The sequence below is a fragment of the Polyangium sorediatum genome (assembly GCF_029946465.1).
GTDB lineage: Bacteria > Myxococcota_A > Polyangia > Polyangiales > Polyangiaceae > Polyangium > Polyangium fumosum.
Window position 1 is genome coordinate 14010 of record NZ_JARZHI010000079.1, and the last position, 17918, is coordinate 31927.

General features: G+C 69.2%; 10 protein-coding genes. 7 read left to right on the forward strand and 3 right to left on the reverse strand.

The features are described 5' to 3' along the window. Positions 1 to 84 precede the first annotated feature (84 nt). The 3 genes from QHF89_RS43040 (at position 85) to QHF89_RS43050 (ending at position 3518) form a co-directional block, all read left to right on the forward strand. On the forward strand, positions 85 to 1602 hold the full coding sequence (locus QHF89_RS43040) for a M20/M25/M40 family metallo-hydrolase (protein ID WP_136972583.1): 1518 nt from the start codon (positions 85 to 87) through the stop codon (positions 1600 to 1602). A gap of 45 nt (positions 1603 to 1647) precedes the next feature. Then, on the forward strand, positions 1648 to 2265 hold the full coding sequence (locus QHF89_RS43045; RefSeq protein WP_136972582.1) for a hypothetical protein: 618 nt from the start codon (positions 1648 to 1650) through the stop codon (positions 2263 to 2265). Between the two features lie 242 nt (positions 2266 to 2507). Continuing rightward, a complete protein-coding gene (locus tag QHF89_RS43050) occupies positions 2508 to 3518 on the forward strand; it encodes a hypothetical protein (RefSeq protein ID WP_284721684.1) in 1011 nt (336 codons plus the stop codon). Positions 3519 to 3823: 305 nt separating this feature from the next. Here the strand turns inward: QHF89_RS43050 and QHF89_RS43055 are convergent, their stop codons facing one another. Both QHF89_RS43055 and QHF89_RS43060 read right to left on the reverse strand, forming a co-directional pair. Then, on the reverse strand, positions 3824 to 5752 hold the full coding sequence (locus tag QHF89_RS43055; protein ID WP_136972581.1) for a hypothetical protein: 1929 nt from the start codon (positions 5750 to 5752) through the stop codon (positions 3824 to 3826). Between the two features lie 5 nt (positions 5753 to 5757). Then, positions 5758 to 6516, reverse strand: coding sequence for a hypothetical protein (locus QHF89_RS43060; RefSeq protein ID WP_136972580.1), 759 nt, complete (start codon positions 6514 to 6516; stop codon positions 5758 to 5760). A 309-nt stretch (positions 6517 to 6825) separates the two neighbouring features. Here QHF89_RS43060 and QHF89_RS43065 point away from each other — a divergent pair, with 309 nt between their 5' ends. Next, complete coding sequence (locus QHF89_RS43065; RefSeq protein WP_136972579.1) at positions 6826 to 7875, forward strand: tetratricopeptide repeat protein; 1050 nt, start codon at positions 6826 to 6828, stop codon at positions 7873 to 7875. Beyond that, a complete protein-coding gene (locus tag QHF89_RS43070; RefSeq protein ID WP_136972578.1) occupies positions 7869 to 14324 on the forward strand; it encodes a MopE-related protein in 6456 nt (2151 codons plus the stop codon). Before QHF89_RS43065 ends, QHF89_RS43070 begins: the two co-directional genes overlap by 7 nt. 63 nt (positions 14325 to 14387) lie before the next feature. On the opposite strand, the gene QHF89_RS43075 is transcribed toward QHF89_RS43070, so the two are convergent. After that, entirely contained in the window at positions 14388 to 15500 is a 1113-nt protein-coding gene (locus QHF89_RS43075; RefSeq protein WP_284721685.1) for a hypothetical protein, read from the reverse strand. A 108-nt stretch (positions 15501 to 15608) separates the two neighbouring features. On the opposite strand from QHF89_RS43075, the gene QHF89_RS43080 reads away from it, so the two are divergent. Further along, positions 15609 to 17150, forward strand: coding sequence for a methyltransferase regulatory domain-containing protein (locus QHF89_RS43080; RefSeq protein WP_284721686.1), 1542 nt, complete (start codon positions 15609 to 15611; stop codon positions 17148 to 17150). A 39-nt stretch (positions 17151 to 17189) separates the two neighbouring features. Further along, a complete protein-coding gene (locus QHF89_RS43085; protein WP_136972576.1) occupies positions 17190 to 17912 on the forward strand; it encodes a peptidoglycan-binding protein in 723 nt (240 codons plus the stop codon). The last annotated feature ends 6 nt before the right edge of the window (positions 17913 to 17918 follow it).

A 17918-nucleotide genomic window follows, 5' to 3' on the forward strand; every position in this document is an offset into this window, starting at 1 on the left:
CGGATGCTCCGAGGAAGAGGCTTCCGCCGAGCGTGATCCAGCCATTTTCATCTCCCGCGACTTGCGCCAAACTCGCGCCCCGCGATGTCTGCCCGAAGCGCCCTCCTCCTCGCCACGCTCTCGCTCACGGCCTGCTCGGCCGCGGAAATCCCGACACCCGAGCGCGCCGCTCCACCCGCCGCCGCTGCCGCGCCAGCGACCACGACCGCCTCCGCCGCCGCGCCTGCGACCGCCTCCGCCTCTGCGTCCGCCGCCGCCCCCGCGGTCGTTCCCCGTGATCCGAACGTCGACAAACTCCAGAGCGCCGCGCAGACCAACTCGCGGGCGTACGACATGGTGCGTTCGCTCGTCGACGAGGTCGGGCCGAGGCTCGCGGGGTCGCTCGGGGACAAGGCCGCCGTCGCCTGGGCCCTCCGGACCCTGAAGGACAAGGGGCTCGAAAACGTACGCGCCGAAAAGGTCATGGTCCCGCATTGGGAGCGTGGCCTGGAGAGCGGCCGGATCGTCGCGCCGTTCGCGCATACGCTCGCGCTCGCCGCGCTCGGCGGGAGCGTCGGGACGCCGCCGAAAGGGCTCGAAGGCGAGATCGTCATGGTCGAGTCGCTCGACGCGATGGCGGCGATGGACGAGGCCAAGGTCAAAGGCAAGATCGTCTTCTTCTCCGCCCCCATGACCCGCACGAGCGACGGCTCGGGCTACGGCAAGGTCGCCGGCATCCGTCACCGCGGCGCCGTCGCCGCCGCCAAAAAAGGCGCGATCGGCGTGCTCCTCCGCTCGATCGGCACCGACCACGACCGGCTCCCCCACACGGGCGCCATGGGCTACGAGAAAGACGTCCCCAAGATCCCGGCCGCTGCACTCGCGGTGCCCGATGCGGAGCTGCTTGCACGGCTGGTCGGTCAGGGCAAACCCGTGCGCGTGAGCTTCTCGCTCGGCGCGAAGCTCTTGCCCGACGCCGAGAGCGCGAACGTGATCGGCGAGGTGAAGGGGCGCGAGAAGCCCGACGAGATCGTCCTCCTCGGCGCGCACCTCGACGCGTGGGACCTCGGGCAAGGCGCGATCGACGACGGCGCCGGGTGCGCGGCGGTCGTCGAGGCCGCGCGGCTCGTGCTCGGCCTCGGCACGCGGCCGCGACGCACGATCCGCGTGGTGCTCTTCGCCAACGAGGAGAACGGCCTGCGCGGCGCGGTCGCATACGCGAAGGACCACGCGGCCGAGCTCGACAAGCACCAGCTCGCCCTGGAGATCGATCTCGGCTCCGGCCGCGTGCACACGACGCGCTTCCTCGTCGCCGACGCCTCGCGGCCCGTGGCCGAGCGGATCGCGAGCCTCGTTTCGCCGCTCGGGATCCAGTACGACAAGGCCCCGGCGCGTGGCGGCGCCGACCTCATCCCGCTGCACGCCGCGGCCGTGCCGATCGTGGATCTGCACCAGGACGCGACGAAGTACTTCGACGTCCACCACACGGCGAACGACACGCTCGACAAGGTCACGAAGGAGGACCTCGATCAGGTCGTCGGGGCTGTGGCCACGGTCGCATGGGCGGCTGCCGAAGCCCCCGAGACGTTTGCCCGCGTGCCAGAGGAGCTCCGGAAGCGCTGAGCAACACGCTTTTCCGGGAAGCCCGCGCCGGCCTATAGTCGCTCGATGCGGATCGGAATTGTCTGGACAATCCTCGTCTTCGGGACCTCGCTGGGGCTTTTTGCATGCGGCGCGGAGGAGCCCCCTCCCTCTTCGACGACGACGAGCGGCTCGGGCGGCAGCGGCGGCGGCGAGCCGAAGTTGCCCCCGGCGAGGTGCGGCGAGCTTTGCGACCACGTCTCGCAGATCAAATGCTTCGTGTGGCCGAGCTGCGCGAAAGATTGCGCGGACTACCTCCGCGCGGACGAGGCGTGCGAAAGCGCGTTCGAAACGCTGCTCGGCTGCTGGGCCGATCAGAAAGCCGATTTCACGTGTCTGCCGACGCAGGTCGTGCCGCCGGCCGGCTGCAAGGCCGAGGAGGACGCGTTCCGGGCCTGCGCGCAGGGACAAACGCGGAGTGATACGGCCGCGTGCACGGGACAAAGTGGCACGAACGCGTCCGACGCGTGTACGAGCTCGACGTTCTGCGCAGGGGTCGGCGAGCTGCGCACGTCGTGCACGCGCCTCGGCGACGGGACGTGGCAGTGCACCTGCCGCTCGGATGTGTCGCTGCTCGGGACGTGCACGGAGCCGACGGGCAAATGCGACAATCTCGAGGGATGTTGCGCGGCATTTTTCTTCTGACGGTCGGGACCACGCCCGGGAAAACCTCCTCGGCGCGGCGCGCGTTTCGGGGCCATCGATGGCGGGTACGTCATGGCCGCCCTCGGAGCAACGCGTCCCCCGCGCCCCGCAGCGAGGCCTCGGGGATTTCCGTATACGCGCGGGACACGCGTGACAGCGCCCCCTGAACGGAGGGCACGGGGGACGAAAAACCCGTCATCGACTCTCGACGCGGGCCCGCCTCCGCGTTAGAGGGGCGAGCCATGAAAACCACGGTATCGTTTGTCGGGATGCTCTCCCTCGTCGTGAGCGCTTTCGCGTGCGGCGGCGCGGAGACCGAGGTGAAGGAACCGTCGCAGGACGAGGCGAAGCCGGCGGAGACGACGGCCGCGAAGACGCCCGAGCCCGCGGCCACGACGGCCACGACGGCCGCGACGACGACGGCCACGACCACGACGACCGAGGCGAAGCCCGCGCCGCCGCCGCCCGTCGTCGAGGACATGAAGCCGAGCGAGGACCCGAAGCCGCTGCCGAGCGTGAAGATCACTGCGCCGAAGAACGACGCGTCGATCGGGGACCTGGCCAAGGCGAAGGACTTCGAGATCAAGCTCGACGTGAAGGACTGGGCCACGGTCGAGAAGGGGCCGCACGTCCACCTGATCCTCGACGATCTCCCGTACAAGGCGATTTACGACACGAAGAAGCCCGTGAAGGTCTCCGAGCTGCTGCCCGCGGGCACCGAGCTCAAGGAGGGCGAGCACACGCTCGTCGCGTTCGCGAGCCGCGCGACGCACGAGTCGGTCAAGGGCAAGGGCGCGCAGCAGCTCGTGACGTTCTGGGTCGGCAAGAAGGGCAAGAGCACGTTCGACCCGAAGAAGCCCCACGTCGTCTACAGCCGCCCCAAGGGCGAAAACAAGGGCGCGATGGGCAAGGAGCTGCTCCTCGATTTTTATCTCTTCGGCACGGCGCTCGACAAAGGCGAGAAGGTCAAATACACGATCGCCGGCGCGGGCCTCGCCACGCCGCTCACGGGCGAGTTCACCACGTGGGCCCCGAAGGTCGCGAAGAACCTGCCGAAGGGCGACTATGAGGTGACGGTCGAGCTCGTCGACAAGGACGGCAAGCCCCTCGAAGGTCCGCTGACGAAGACGACCCGCAAGGGCATCTCGGTCGATCCCGAGGCCGCCGCGAGCGACCCGCACGCCGGCCACGGCGCCGAGCCCGCTGCGCCCGCCGCCGCGCCCGCCGCCGCGCCCGCGCCCGCCAAGAAGTAACGCGCCCAGCGATTCGTTGGACGACCAACCGTTCGTGAGGAAGGGGGGTCGTCGCGCAGCGGGTGTTCCACAGGCGTCGCGAGCGGCTCGAGGCTAGCAGCCTGTGGACTTATCGTCGCGAGCGCCCCGAAGCTAGGGCGACGGAGCGAGGAATCCTCAAGGATTTCGAGCGATGTCGACCGACGATTCGGGGCGCGCAGCAGATAAGTCCACGGGCTGCTAGGGAGGCCGAGCGAGGCGTACACTGTACGTCGAGCGAGGCCGACCGACGCATCGAGCCGCGCAGCAGCCTGTGGAATACCCGCTCAAGGATCCAGCGCGAGCCGGCCCATCCAAAGTGCACCGTCGTTGCGAGGAAGGAGCCCGTCCTTCCCCTCGGAATACCCGAGGACCGCACTCACGAGCGACACCTCGCCCGCCCCCACATCGAGGACGGCGAACCGCCCCCCGTTGCACGAAAGCACCCGATGGCCGAGCGGCGCGCCCGCGGGGTCGAGGACCAACGCAAACAGCGCGCTCCCGAGGCCCCCGCCGATCGTCGAGGTGCCGCCCGGGAGCGGCTGTCCGCCGACGCTGAAGCTCGACGTCGCGCGGCCCGCGAGCACGACACGCCCGTCCTCGGCGACAGCCACGTCGGCGAGCGTGAACGCCTCCACGACCGGGTTCGGCGGATGATCGAAGTGCTGCCCCCAGATCGGACTGCCGGTCGCGTCGAGCGCCACGACGAACCCATCGTTGCCCGGGCCCGTGCTCACGAGCGGCTCCATTCCAACGTCGATCACGCCGGTAAAAGCCCCCGCCACCACGACCCCGCCCCCGGGCCGCACGGCGAGCCGCACCTGGTCGTTCGTACGGAGCAGGACCTGCCCGAGGTCCCGCGCGAGGATCGGCGTGCCTTGGGGATCAAACGCCGCGACGAAGAGCCTTGTCTCCGGCGGCGAGACGATCCCCGGCCCCACGATCGGCGGCAGGCCATGGCCGAAATCGAGCACGCCCTCGGAGACCCCCACGAGCCAGGTGGTGCCCTCGTCGTCGACCGCGACGTCGAGGGCTTGTTGCGCGTACGCGTCCCCGAAGCGGCTCGCGTAGAGCAGCGCACCCGTGGCGTCGTACGCAGCGACGAGCAGGTCCGGGCCGCAGTCGCCCACGGGCGGCGTCACCTCGATCGGGCCGCTGGCGAACGAGATCGTTCCGTGGAGGCTCTTCACGAAGCTCACGCCGCCGTCCGGGCGGGCCGCGATACGCGGGTAGGGCAAGGAGCAAATGGTGAGCGGAGGAGCCACGTCCTCGATGAACCCGGCGCTCCACACGGTCGTGCCCGCCTCCGACATGCGCGCGACGAAAGAGCCGTATCCGCTGGTCGGGTTCTGGAGCACGCCGGCCCCGAGATCGATCGTGTAGTCGTAATGCCCTCCCACGAAGAGATCCGCACCGTCACGCTGCGAAAGGGAGGAGATCCCTTCCATGCCAATGTTGCTGAACTTGTGATCCCACAGGACGTTTCCCTGCGCGTCGAAACGAACGAGCACGGCGTCGCCCGCGCCGTCTGCGGAGATCTGCCGATCCCCGAGGTTCAGGCTCGAGAGGAGCGAGCCGCCGAGGACGAACCCGCCCCACGCGTGCTCGACGTCGAGCTCGGTGAGGTCGCCCAAGCCCTGCGGGAAGCTCGACGCGAAGCGCGGCGGGAGCGGCCGGGAGGTGGAGTCCTTGCGAGAGAACATGATCTCGTGCATCGGCCCCTGGAGCTGCGACGCCGCGTCGTAAAACGACTGGAAGGCGCCGGTCTCGGCGTCGTACACGGCGCCCTGGAGCTCCATGGGCCGGCCGATCGAGCAGAGCCATGCGAGCTCGTCGCCCGGCATCTCCAGGCTCGTGCCCGTGAAGGGGACGCGGACCGTGCTGTAGCTGTACTCCCCGACCGCGAGCGGGAACAAAGACGCGCCCTCGGGCACGCGGATCTCTCCCACGACCGGCGCGTGCGTCGCGTCCGGCGTCGTCACGTCGAGTTTGTCGAGCCAGATCTCGGCCTCGGTCTCGTCGCTCCACGTGGAGAGGGTGGCCGTGAGGTCGAACGCGCCGTCGAGGTGAACGCGGCCGTCCACACCCGTGGAAAGCTCGACTTCGGGGTGCAGGAAGTCGACGTGCACGCTGTCTCCGTCGCCGCGGCAAGCGATGAGCACGAGCGTGGAAAGGGTCGCGGCGAGGAGGGGCGCGGCGGACGAACGGGGGGCCATGGCAGTCAGTAGCGTACCGTGAACTGCGCCGAGGTCGGCCCCACGCGCAAAGAAGCGGCGGTGGGGCTCGACGCGTCACGCCCGCCGTAAATCCAGAAGCCGAGCCCCGCAGCGGTGCTCGCGAGCGCGAACGCGAGAGCCCGGGGGATGAACGGGGCCGCGAGGCCGTCGACATTCTCGTTATGGGCCATGGCGGCCGCGAGGCTCACGCCGGCGAGGCCCGCGCCGAGGGCCGTCGCGAAGATGCCGAGCTCCGTGAAATGGTCGCTCCGGCGGGGGACGGGCTTTCGGTCGGACGCGAGCCCCACCGCTGCCGCCGTGCCGGCGGCGAGGCTCATGCCGATGCCGCCGGCGAGCACGAGCTGGCCGACGAACTCGAGCTTCGGATCGAGCACGCCATAACAACCCGCGACCCCGCAGCGCTCGACGTGCGTGTCGGCGACCCCCATGAGGACGCCGCCGGTCACGACGAGCGCCGCGCTGAAGCCGAGCAGGCCGAGGCTATACGGCACCGTGGGCGTGCGCGCCGGTGGCAGCTCCTTCGGCGCGGGCGCGGGCGCGGGCGTAGGCGGCGTCGGCCGCAGGGCCGGGCGCGGCGGCGCGGAGGGTTTGTCTTCAATGCTGATTGTCGTGTCCTCGCGCGCGGGCGTGGACGACGGCGCGGGCGGCGCGGGTTCGTCCGGGCGCGCCGCGGCCGGCGTGGTCAGGACCAAGAGCGCGCCCGCGAGCGTGGTGGAGAGGAGACGGTGGCCGGTCCGCCGCACGGGAGCCTCAGGAGGACGCCGCGGCTGCGCAGCCCACGGACGCGTGCTCCGCGCAGCGGAAGCCGGTGATGTGACGGACCCTCTCCATACCTTCGTGCTCCCCTTTCGGACGCGCGGATGGCGTGCTCGTTCGCGCCCTTGGCGCGCATCCACGTTCTCAAAGTTTCACGCCGCGGACAAGCCGGCGACACGTTCGCCTCGGGCTGGATCGCGTACGAAGCCACACGAAAAAGACAACCACCTCGAACAGCCTTCGATCGCCGCAATGTTCTTGATCCGCTGGAGGATCGCCCTGTAACATCCCACACGATGCGGTGTGTATTGTGGTTTCTCGCGGGCCTCGCGGTGTTTCACGCCGGAACCGAACGAGCGTGGGCGCAGGACACGAGCGGGGATGCGCCTGCACAGGCGAAAAACGCGCTCGACAAGGCGCAGGAAGATCTCGACGCGGGTCGTTACGCCGAGGCGTGCAAAGCGCTCAGGCAGATGTACCGCGAGGATCCGCGCCCCGCGACCCTCTACCGCATCGCGCAGTGTTACGACAAGTGGGGGCGCATCGCCACGGCAGCGGTGCACTACGACGACTACCTCGCCACGTTCGGCCAGCTCTCCGACACCGAGCAGAAGGCAGAACGCGACCATGAGGAGACGGCCTCGGCGCGCCGCGAGGCGCTCGAAAAACGTATCCCCAAGGTCGTGCTCCGGGTCCCGCGCGAGGCGCCCGGCACGACACGCGTCCTGCGCAAACCCCTCGACGAGGGTCCGCTCGTGCAGGTCGCGATCGGCGTGCCGCTGCTCATCGATCCGGGCGAGCACGTGCTCATGACCGAGGTCCCCGGCCGCGCCACGACGTTCACCAAGTTCACGCTGCGGGAGGGGGAAAACCGCATCGTCGACGTGACGATTCCCACCGAGGGGACCACGGCGGGCTCGCCCACGAAGACGGCCAAACCCCTCCAGCCCGTGCCTTCCCTCATGCCCGCGCTCGATCCCGGGATCTCGGCGCGGCGGGTCGCGGCCTACACGCTCGGCGGCATCGGCGCCGTGGCGATCCTCGGCGGCGCGGTGACGGGCGCCATCACGTGGGCGCAAATGGAGCCCGCCGAGACGAATTGCCGCGAAACGACAGACGGCACCGTCTGCAACACGACGGGCCGGGGAGCGAAGGACACCGGCGCCGCCACGGGGCTCATCAGCACCGTGCTTTTCCCGGTCGGTTTCGCGGCGCTCGGAGCGGGCGCCCTCCTTTATTTCACCGAGCCCCCGCCGTCCAAGTTCGAGAGCGGGGCGCCGAAGGTTCGTGTCGGAGCGACCATGGGCCCGAACGCGGGTGCCGTGGAGGTTGATGTAAAATGGTGAGCACCAAGCACTTCGCTTCCTGGCTCGTGCTGCTTTTTGGCCTCGGCGTGGTCACGAGCTGTACGAACCTCCTCAACTTCGATACCGACTACGTCTCGAACCCGTGCGACGAGGAGAACCTCCCGCCGCTGAGCTGCGGCGACGGCGCCTGCCGGGTCTCCGTGCCCGCCTGCGTGAACGGGCTGCCGAACCAATGCGTGCCCAAGCAGACGCAGGCCGAGGAGATCTGCGACGGCATCGACAACAACTGCGACGGCCAGATCGACGAGGGCTGTCAGTGCAGCGGGATGCAGTCGTGTTACAGCGGCGATCCGCTGACGCGCAACGTCGGTCTCTGCACGGACGGCCTCCAGAGCTGTGAAAACGGCATCTGGTCCGATTGCTTGGGCGACGTCATGCCCGAGATCGAGATCTGCGACCAGCGCGACAACGATTGCGACGGCCAGGTCGACGAGGGCTGCGAGTGCAGCGGCACCCAGGAGCAGGAGTGTTACAGCGGCTCCAAGGACTCGTTCCTGACGGGCACCTGCAAGCCCGGCAAGCAGAAGTGCGAGAACGGCACGTGGGGCGACTGCAAAGGCGACGTGCTCCCGACGTTCGAGGATTGCGACGGCTTCGACGACAACTGCAACGGCGTCATCGACGACGCGAACCCCGTCTGTAGCTGCATCGGCAACGAAGAAGAGGCGTGTTACTCGGGCGACCCGACCGACATCGGCAAGGGCGCGTGCAAGGCCGGCAAGCGGCAATGCATGAACGGCATGTGGGGCCCGTGCGTCGGTGAGGTGACGAAGCAGCCCGAGATCTGCAACACGATCGACGACGATTGCAACAACTCCGTCGACGATGGCGTGCAGGGGCTCGGCCTGCCTTGCGTGAACGGCATGCAATCGGGCCCGTGTGCCGAGGGCACGACGATCTGCACGTCCGAGGGCCTCTTCTGCAAGCCGAACGTCTCGTCCTCGCCGGAGGTCTGCGACGGGATCGACAACAACTGCGACAGCACGATCGACAACGGCGATTTCTGCTGCCCCGACGGCTTGAAGAGCGGCTCGGAGCCGGACGTCGACTGCGGCGCGGCCTGCCCGCTCAAGTGCCCGGTCAACAAGAAGTGCTCCACGAGCGGCGACTGCGAGACGGGCGTCTGCCAGGGCGGCGTCTGCCAGGGCGCGAACTGCGCGGACAACGTGCAGAACGGCTCGGAGAGCGACGTCGACTGCGGCGGCACGAGCTGCCCGCCCTGCGTCACGGGCTTCACCTGCAAGCAGCCGAACGACTGCGAGAGCTCGATCTGCATCGCCACCAAGTGCGGCGCGGGCACCTGCAATGACGGCGTGAAGAACGGGCTCGAGACGGACACGGATTGCGGCGGCCCGGCCTGCGCGGATTGCCCGATCGGCAAGGGCTGCACCGTCGGCGCCGACTGCCTGAGCGGCGTCTGCGTGAGCACGACGTGCGCCACGCCGGAGTGCAACGACAACGTCAAGAACGGGACCGAGACGGACACGGACTGCGGCGGCCCGAATTGCCCCGACTGCTCGGACCTCAAGAAGTGCCTGACGGACGGCGATTGCACGAGCAGCGTCTGCACGGGCGGCTTCTGCCAGACGCCGACGTGCGGCGACAGCAAGCAGAACGCGTCCGAGACCGACGTCGATTGCGGCGGCCCCGCCTGCTCGAAGTGCGGGACGGCCAAGAAGTGCTCAGCAAGCACGGATTGCTCGAGCGGCGTCTGCACGGGCGGCTTCTGCCAGGCGTCGACGTGCAGCGACAGCGTCAAGAACAGCTCGGAGTCCGACGTCGACTGCGGCGGCGGCACGTGCCCCAAGTGCCCGCTCGGCAAGCTCTGCAAGCTCGACGGCGACTGCCAGGCGAACTTCTGCAAGGACGGCTCCTGCCAGGCAGCGCAGTGCAACGACGGCATCAAGAACGGCTCGGAGACGGACGTCGACTGCGGCGGCCCGGCCTGCGCCGGCTGCGGGGCCGGCAAGGGGTGCACGGGCACCACGGATTGCCAGAGCAGCGTCTGCACGGGCAACCTCTGCCAGGCGCCGAAGTGCAACGACGGCGTCAAGAACGGCAACGAGTCGGACATCGACTGCGGCGGGACGTGCACCGACTGCTCGGTCGGCAAGATCTGCACGACGGACGGTGATTGCCAGAGCGGCGTGTGCAGCCTCGGCACCTGCCAGGCGCCGAAGTGCAACGACAGCGTGCAGAACGGCAGCGAGACCGACATCGATTGCGGCGGCGCCGTGTGCCCCAAGTGCCCGAACGGCGACACATGCGGCCAGCAGTCGGACTGCCAGAGCAACGTCTGCTCCGGCACCCTCTGCCAGTCCGCGACGTGCAACGACGGCGTCAAGAACGGCACCGAGACCGACATTGATTGTGGTGGAGCGGGCTGCGCCAAGTGCTCGCCCTCGAAGACGTGCAGCATCGCCGGGGACTGCACGAGCGGCGTGTGCCAGAACAGCGTCTGCACGACCCCTGTCTGCAACGACGGCGTCAAGAACGGCAGCGAGACCGACGTCGACTGCGGCGGCCCGACCTGCGTCGATTGCCAGAACGGCAAGTCGTGCGGCGCCGGCTCGGATTGCCTCAGCGGCGTCTGCATCGGTCTCGTCTGCCAGGCCGGCGCGTGCAACGACATGGTCAAGAACGGCAGCGAGACCGACGTCGATTGCGGCGGTCCGGACTGCGCCGACTGCGCGACGGGCAAGGCTTGCGTGGTGAACGGCGACTGCCTGAGCAGCGTCTGCAACGGGCTCGTCTGCCTGGCGCCGAGCTGCGGTGACAACACCAAGAACGGCAGCGAGACCGACGTCGACTGCGGCGGGCCCGCGTGCGTCGATTGCGCCGTCGGCAAGCTGTGCAGCTCCGGGAGCGATTGCATCACGGGCGTCTGCCAGAACGGCTCCTGCCAGTCCGCGCTCTGCAACGACGGCGTCAAGAACGGCAGCGAGACCGACATCGACTGCGGCGGTCCGACCTGCGTCGACTGCGGCGTCGGCAAGAGCTGCGCGACGGGGAGTGATTGCACGACCGGCTCGTGCGTGGGCAACGTGTGCCAGTCGCCGACGTGCAGCGACAACGTCAAGAACGGCACCGAGACCGACGTCGACTGCGGCGGCTCCTGCGCGAACAAGTGCGTCAATGGCAAGCTCTGCCTGATGGGCGGGGACTGCCAGAGCAACGCATGCGCCGGCGGCATCTGCCAGGCGCCGCTCTGCAACGATGGCATCAAGAACGGCACCGAGACCGACGTCGACTGCGGCGGCCTCGCTTGCCCCGACTGCACCGCGGGCAAGACGTGCGGGATCGACGGCGACTGCATCAGCCTCGTCTGCATCATGGCGAAGTGCCAGTCGCCGACGTGCACCGACCAGGTCAAGAACGGCACCGAGACCGACGTCGACTGCGGCGGCCCCTCGTGCAGCAAGTGCGCGGTCCTGAAGGTCTGCTCGTCCGGCACGGATTGCGTGACGAACGTCTGCACGGGTGGCCACTGCCAGAACGCAGCGTGCAACGACCTGAACAAGAACGGCAACGAGACCGACGTCGATTGCGGCGGCGGGATCTGCACGGGTTGCTCCCCGGGCAAGTCCTGCAACCTACCGAGTGATTGCTTGAGCACCGTGTGCACGAGCAACGTTTGTCAGGCTCCGACGTGCATGGACGGCGTGCACAACGGCAGCGAGACGGACGTCGACTGCGGCGGCCCGACCTGCGTCGACTGCGCGAACGGCCTGAAGTGCGCGGCGGGCACCGACTGCCTGAGCAACGTTTGCAGCGGCAACATCTGCCAGACGCCCACCTGCCTCGACACGGTCAAGAACGGAAACGAGACCGACGTCGATTGCGGCGGCCCCGTTTGCCCCGACTGCGCCTCGGGCAAGATCTGCAGCGGGGCTGGTGACTGCCTGAGCGGTGTTTGCACCGGCAACACCTGCCAGGCGCCCACCTGCCTCGACACGGTCAAGAACGGCAGCGAGACCGACGTCGATTGCGGCGGTCCTGTTTGCCCCGACTGCGTGGCCGGCAAGGCGTGCAGCGGCCCCGGCGACTGCGTGAGCGTCGTCTGCACCGGCAACATCTGCCAGACGGCGACCTGCAGCGACGTCGTCAAGAACGGCAGCGAGACCGACGTCGATTGCGGCGGTCCCGTTTGCCCCGACTGCGTGGCCGGCAAGGCGTGCACCGGCGCTGGCGACTGCGTGAGCGCCGTCTGCACCGGCAACGTCTGCCAGGGCGCGACGTGCGCCGACCTGGTGAAGAACGGCAACGAGACCGACGTCGACTGCGGCGGTCCGGCCTGCCTCGATTGCGCGAACGGCAAGGTCTGCTCGATTCCCGGGGATTGCCTGAGCAGCGTCTGCACCGCGAACATCTGCCAGGTGCCGACCTGCAACGACGGCGTCAAGAACAGCACCGAGACCGACGTCGACTGCGGCGGCCCGACCTGCCTCGATTGCGCGAACGGCAAGGCATGCTCGGTCCCTGGTGATTGCGTGAGCAGTGTCTGCACCGGGAACCTCTGCCAGGTGCCGACCTGCACCGACCTGGCGAAGAACGGCACCGAGACCGACGTCGATTGCGGCGGCACCTGCCCCCTCGATTGCGGGACCGGCAAGGGATGCACCGGGCCTGGCGACTGCCAGAGCGGCGTCTGCATGGGCAACGTTTGCCTCATGCCGACGTGCGCCGACCTGGTGAAGAACGGCGGCGAGACGGACGTCGACTGCGGCGGCCCGACCTGCACCGACTGCGCCACCGGCAAGGCGTGCAGCGTGCCCGGCGACTGCCTGAGCGGCGTTTGCACCGGCAACCTCTGCATGGCGCCGGCGTGCAACGACCTGGTGAAGAACGGCGATGAGACCGACACCGACTGCGGCGGCACCTGCCCGAACGATTGCGCGAACGGCAAGGTGTGCAGCGTTCCCGGCGACTGCCAGAGCAGCGTGTGCACCGGCAACCTCTGCCAGGTGCCCACGTGCTCCGACGGCGTGAAGAACGGCACCGAGACCGACATGGATTGCGGCGGCACGTGCGCCGCCGATTGCGCGAACGACAAGGCGTGCATCGTTCCCGGTGACTGCCAGAGCGGCGTGTGCACGGGCAACGTTTGCCAGGTGCCCACGTGCTCCGACAACGTGAAGAACGGCGCGGAGACCGACACCGACTGCGGCGGTTTGTCCTGCGTGGGGCAAGGCAAGACGTGCGCGGACACGAAGGGCTGCGGCGACGGCGACGACTGCACGAGCCGCGTGTGCGGCGGGAGCAGCACGTGCTCGGCGCCCACTTGTTACGACGGCGTGCAAAACGACCGCGCACCGCACAACGAAACCGCTCTCGACTGCGGCGGGGCGTGCGGCCCCTGCCGGTTGCTGTTCGCGGCGAGCAACGCGACGGACATGCTCCTCGCCGAGTTCAACGCGGACAGCGCGACGCCGAGCTGGACGACGACGGCGAAGGCCGGCTCGTTCACGGCCGTCCCGCCCGACATCGCGCTCACGACGACGGGTGTCGGCCTGGCTGCGATCCGCGATGAAGGCGCGACCTTCAAGGCGCGGGCCGTGCGGTGGACCCAGGCCGCTGGCTGGGGGAACTTCGCGGACATCAACGCCACGGCGGTCAACTCGACGCCGATGCTCGTGCCCGTCGGCACGTCGAACACGATCCTTGCGACCTGGGAGCGAAGCCAAACCGTCAGCGGGACGACGACCGGACGCGTCAAGTTCGGCCAGTACGACGCCGCTGCCGGGACCTGGAACCCGACGGAGGAAGAGGCGGATCAGCTCGCCATTGGTGCTAGCGTGATCTCGCCCGACATCACGTATCTCGGCACCGAAGCGTCCCCGACGCCCTACGTCGTCTTCGTCGATGATGGTTCGGGGAGCAACAAGGACCTCTTTTTCCGCACGCGAACCGGCGTGAACACCTGGACCAACCAGACCTCGTTCGAAACTCAGGTCACCGCCGCGGGTTTGCCGGTCATCACGCGCCTCAGGGGCGGGACGTTGCTCGTCGTGTTCAAGGACAGCGATGGCGAGTGGAAGTCAAAGCTCCGCAGCACCGGTGGAACGTGGAGCGGAAACTCGAACAACCTCGGCGCGTGGTCGAGCCGGCCTTCGTTGACGGCGCTCGCCGACGGCAGGGCGATGCTGGCCTACATCGACGGCACCAACATCGTGCGAGCGAGGACCTTCAATCCGACGGACTCCACGTGGTCGGGCGCGCTGGACGTCTCTGGCACGGCCGTGACCGGCTCGGTCTCCGTGACCCGCGGCCTCAACACGGCCACCGCGGAGATCGTCTACGTCCTCAACAACGCGACCAAGGACGTGATGCACGCGCGGTTCGTCGGAGGCTCGTGGGTCGTGACGGCGATCTCGGGCGTCACGGACCGCCCGCACCTCGCGATCACGTCCCCGCCCCTGCTGCCCTGACGCCCGCCTCCTCCCCCTCTCCCGCCCCGGGAGAGGGGGCCGGGGGGTGAGGTAAAACCTCCCCTACCGCTTCCCCGCCGCCACCGCCGCCGCCTTCTTCTTCGCCAGCTCCGCCTCTTCCACGAGGCAACGATGCGGCTTCGTCCCCGCGCTCCCTTCCCCGCAGATCAAACAAAAGAACGCCGTCACCGGCTCCGGCGGTGGCGCCTGCTTCCCCGGCCTCCGCGACGGCGCCGCGGAGAGCGGCTTCCCCTCCGCCGCCGCCGCCGCAGCCGCCGCCTGCTCCGCGGCCTTCTTCCGCCGCTCCAGCTCATCCCGCAGCGCCCGCACCTCCACCGCGAACGCGTCCTTCTGCACCGACAGCGACTCTGCGTCCTGCTCGGCTTGCCTCAGGGCGCGGGAAAGCTCCTCGATGCGCCGCGCCGCCGCGGAAACGTCCCCGGTCCGGCCGTCGGGCTTGTCCCGCGCGGCGGCGAGCTCGCGGTCGCGTGTCGCGAGCGCTTCCTCGGCCGCGGAGAGCGCACGCTCGCGCGCTTCGAGCGCCTCCCGAAGCTCGGAAAGCTCCCCGTCACGTTTTGAAAGCGTTTCCCGAAGCTGGAACAGCTCTCGTTCGCGTTGCGCAAGCTCCTCCCGAACCTCGGAACGCTCGCGGTCGCCTTTTGCAAGCGTTTCCCGAAGCTGGAACAGCGCACGCTCGCCGTTCGCAACCTCTTCCCGAAACGCGGAAAGCTCCCGCTCCCCTTTCGCGACCGTTTCCCGAAGCTGGAACAGCGCACGCTCGCCGTTCGCAACCTCTTCCCGAAACGCGGAAAGCTCCCGCTCGCGTTTCTCCAGGTCTTCCCGCGCCGCGGAGAGCTCTCGCGACCACGTCTCCGCCTCCGCGCGCGCCTCCGCCGCCGCCGCCGCAGCCGCGCGCGCCTCCGCCTCCGCAGCCGCGCGCGCCTCCGCCGCCGCTTCCGCCTCCGCCTCCGCCTCCGCGTCCGCAGCCGCCGCCGCTTCCGCCTCCGCCGCCGGCAGCGCCTTCTTCGCTTCCTCGGCCGCCTTCGACAGCGCCCGCGCTTCCTCCCGCGCGGCCTGAAGCTCTCGCGCGAGCGCCCCGCGCGACCGCAAGAGCACCCCGATCACCAGCGCGAGCGCGGAGACCACGGCGACCAGAATCAACGACAGCCCATCCATACGCGCGACCGGCGAGCGCGCAGCATGCGGCCTATCGGCCCTTCAAGGCAAACACTTGCGCCCGCTCCCCGATCCCGCCAAGGTGGCCCGCCCTTCCGGAGGACGCGCGTGGCCGTCGCGAACGAGGATTATTTCTACGAGGCCCTGCCCTTCGCCGAGACGCACCCCGATCACCTCGGCGCGATCGGCGTCCTCTTTGGCCTCCGGCCCGCCCCGCCCGCTCGCTGCCGCGTCCTCGAGATCGGCACCGCCACCGGCGGCAACGTCCTGCCCATGGCCGCCGCCTTCCCCGAGAGCCGCTTCGTCGCCCTCGACCGCGCCGAAGACTCCCTCGCCGTCGCCCGAAAACACGCCGAAGGCGCCCGCCTCCGCAACGTCGCCCTCCACCTCGCCGACATCCGTGAATTCGAAGACGAGCCCAACGCCTTCGATTACATCGTCTGCCACGGCGTCTACTCGTGGGTACCCGACGACGCACGTGAGGCCATTCGACGCGTCGTCCGGCGCCACCTCGCGCCCCACGGCCTCGCGTACATCAGCTTCAATACCCTCCCCGGCTGGCACCTGCGCGGCGCGATCCGCGACATGCTCCGCCGCGAGGTCCCCGCCGAGGGCTCGGCCGCCGAGCGCGTGGAAAAAGCGCGCGCTTTTTTGCGCTTCCTCGGCACGGAGACGCTTCGCTCCGATCCCACGCGCGCCTGGCTCGCGAGCGAGCTCGAGACGATCGCCGAGCTTTCGGATCATTACCTGCTCGGCGAGCACCTCGTCACGTACAACCACGCCGAGTACTTCGCCGACTTCGCCCGCGACATGAAAGACGCTGGGCTCGCCTTCGTCACCGACGCCCAGGTGCCGCTCGTTTTCCCCGAGCGCCTCGGGCCCGCCGCCGCCGAGGCCGTCCGCGCGCGGGCAGGAAACGATCTCGTCGCCGTCCAGCAATCGCTCGACCTCCTCGAGCTCCGGTGTTTTCGACGCGCCATCCTCTGCCGCGACGACGCGCCGCTCTCGCCGCGCGTCTCGGCCGATCGCCTCTCGTCGCTCGTGCTCGCCTCGCCGCTCTCGCCGGGGGCCATGGCGCCGGACCTCGCCGAGGGCGTCGAGGAGACGTTCGTCGGGCCGGGCGGCGCGATCGGCACGGACCAGGCGACGCTCAAGGCCGCGCTCGTCACGCTCGCCGCGTACGCGCCGGGCGGGCTCTCGTTCGACGCGCTCGCCTGGGAGACCGGCGAAAAACTCGGGCTCGCCGCATTCGAGGGCGAGGCGCGGGCGCGGCTCGCGCGAAACCTGCTCGGCCTCTACACGAAGGGCGCGATCCGGCTCTGGGCCTCGGCGAAACCCGCGGCGCGGGCGCCCGACGAAAGGCCACGCGCCTTCCCGTTCGCACGTTATCAGGCGAGCATCGGCAGCCCGTTTTGCACCACGCTCCTGCACGAGGGTGTGCAGGTCGATTCGTTTGATCGGGTGGTCCTCGCGCGCATGGATGGCACGCGCGACGCCGCCGCGCTCACGGAGGCGGCGCTCGACGAAGCGCGGCGCGGCGTGGTGTCGGTGGAGATGAACGGCGCGCCTTGCGTGGACGGAGACGTCTTCGCCGAGATCATGGAGCAGAAGCTCCTGCGCTTCGCGCGCATGGGTCTTTTGATGGAGTGATCGGGCGCCGCGGCGTGTATCATCCCCTGCGGGATCGCCATGGCAGGCATTACGCACGAGGTCAAACCGGGGGAGTGCATCGCGACCATCGCGGCCAAGTACGGCCTTCCCTGGAAAGCCGTGTGGGAGGCGCCGGAGAACGCGGCGCTGCGCAAGACGCGCAAAGACCCGAACGTGCTCGAGCCCGGCGACAAGGTGACGCTCCCGAAGCCGGTGCCGAAGCAGGCGCAGATCCAATCGGGCAAGGCGCACAAGTTCATCATCAAGCGCGAGAAGATCCGCATCTACCTCAAGCTCACGGCGAGCCGAAAGCCGCTCGCGAGCGAGCCGTGGAAGCTCACGTGCGGCGAGCGCGTGTTCGAGGGGACGACGGGCAGCGACGGCATGCTCGAAGCCGAAATTCTGGCCGAGCAACCGGAGATCGAGCTGGAGCTTTCGAAACGACAGATGACGTACAAGCTCGCGCTCGGCGAGATCGATCCGATCGACACGATCCGCGGGGTGCAGGCGCGCCTCTACAACCTCGGGCTCTACGGGCGTGATCGCTCGGGCAAACTCGACGAGGCGACGACCGCGGCGATCGAGTCGTTCCAGCGCATCGAGAAGCTCCCCGTCACGGGCAAGAACGACGCGGCGACGCAGAAGGCGCTCGCCGACAAACCGATCCTGGTCAAGGGCATGACGCTCGTCGCGCGCTCGGCGGACGGGACGAAGCTCGTCAACGCGCTCGACGTGACGCCGCGGTTCGAGCTCTCGGTCTGAGACGGC

What these genes read in the sequence shown, in the direction of transcription:
- QHF89_RS43040 (WP_136972583.1), top strand. Translation starts at nt 85, where the DNA reads ATGTCTGCCCGAAGCGCCCTCCTCCTCGCCACGCTCTCGCTCACGGCC.
- QHF89_RS43045 (WP_136972582.1), top strand. Translation starts at nt 1,648, where the DNA reads ATGCGGATCGGAATTGTCTGGACAATCCTCGTCTTCGGGACCTCGCTG.
- QHF89_RS43050 (WP_284721684.1), top strand. Translation starts at nt 2,508, where the DNA reads ATGAAAACCACGGTATCGTTTGTCGGGATGCTCTCCCTCGTCGTGAGC.
- QHF89_RS43055 (WP_136972581.1), bottom strand. Translation starts at nt 5,752, where the DNA reads ATGGCCCCCCGTTCGTCCGCCGCGCCCCTCCTCGCCGCGACCCTTTCC.
- QHF89_RS43065 (WP_136972579.1), top strand. Translation starts at nt 6,826, where the DNA reads ATGCGGTGTGTATTGTGGTTTCTCGCGGGCCTCGCGGTGTTTCACGCC.
- QHF89_RS43070 (WP_136972578.1), top strand. Translation starts at nt 7,869, where the DNA reads ATGGTGAGCACCAAGCACTTCGCTTCCTGGCTCGTGCTGCTTTTTGGC.
- QHF89_RS43075 (WP_284721685.1), bottom strand. Translation starts at nt 15,500, where the DNA reads ATGGATGGGCTGTCGTTGATTCTGGTCGCCGTGGTCTCCGCGCTCGCG.
- QHF89_RS43085 (WP_136972576.1), top strand. Translation starts at nt 17,190, where the DNA reads ATGGCAGGCATTACGCACGAGGTCAAACCGGGGGAGTGCATCGCGACC.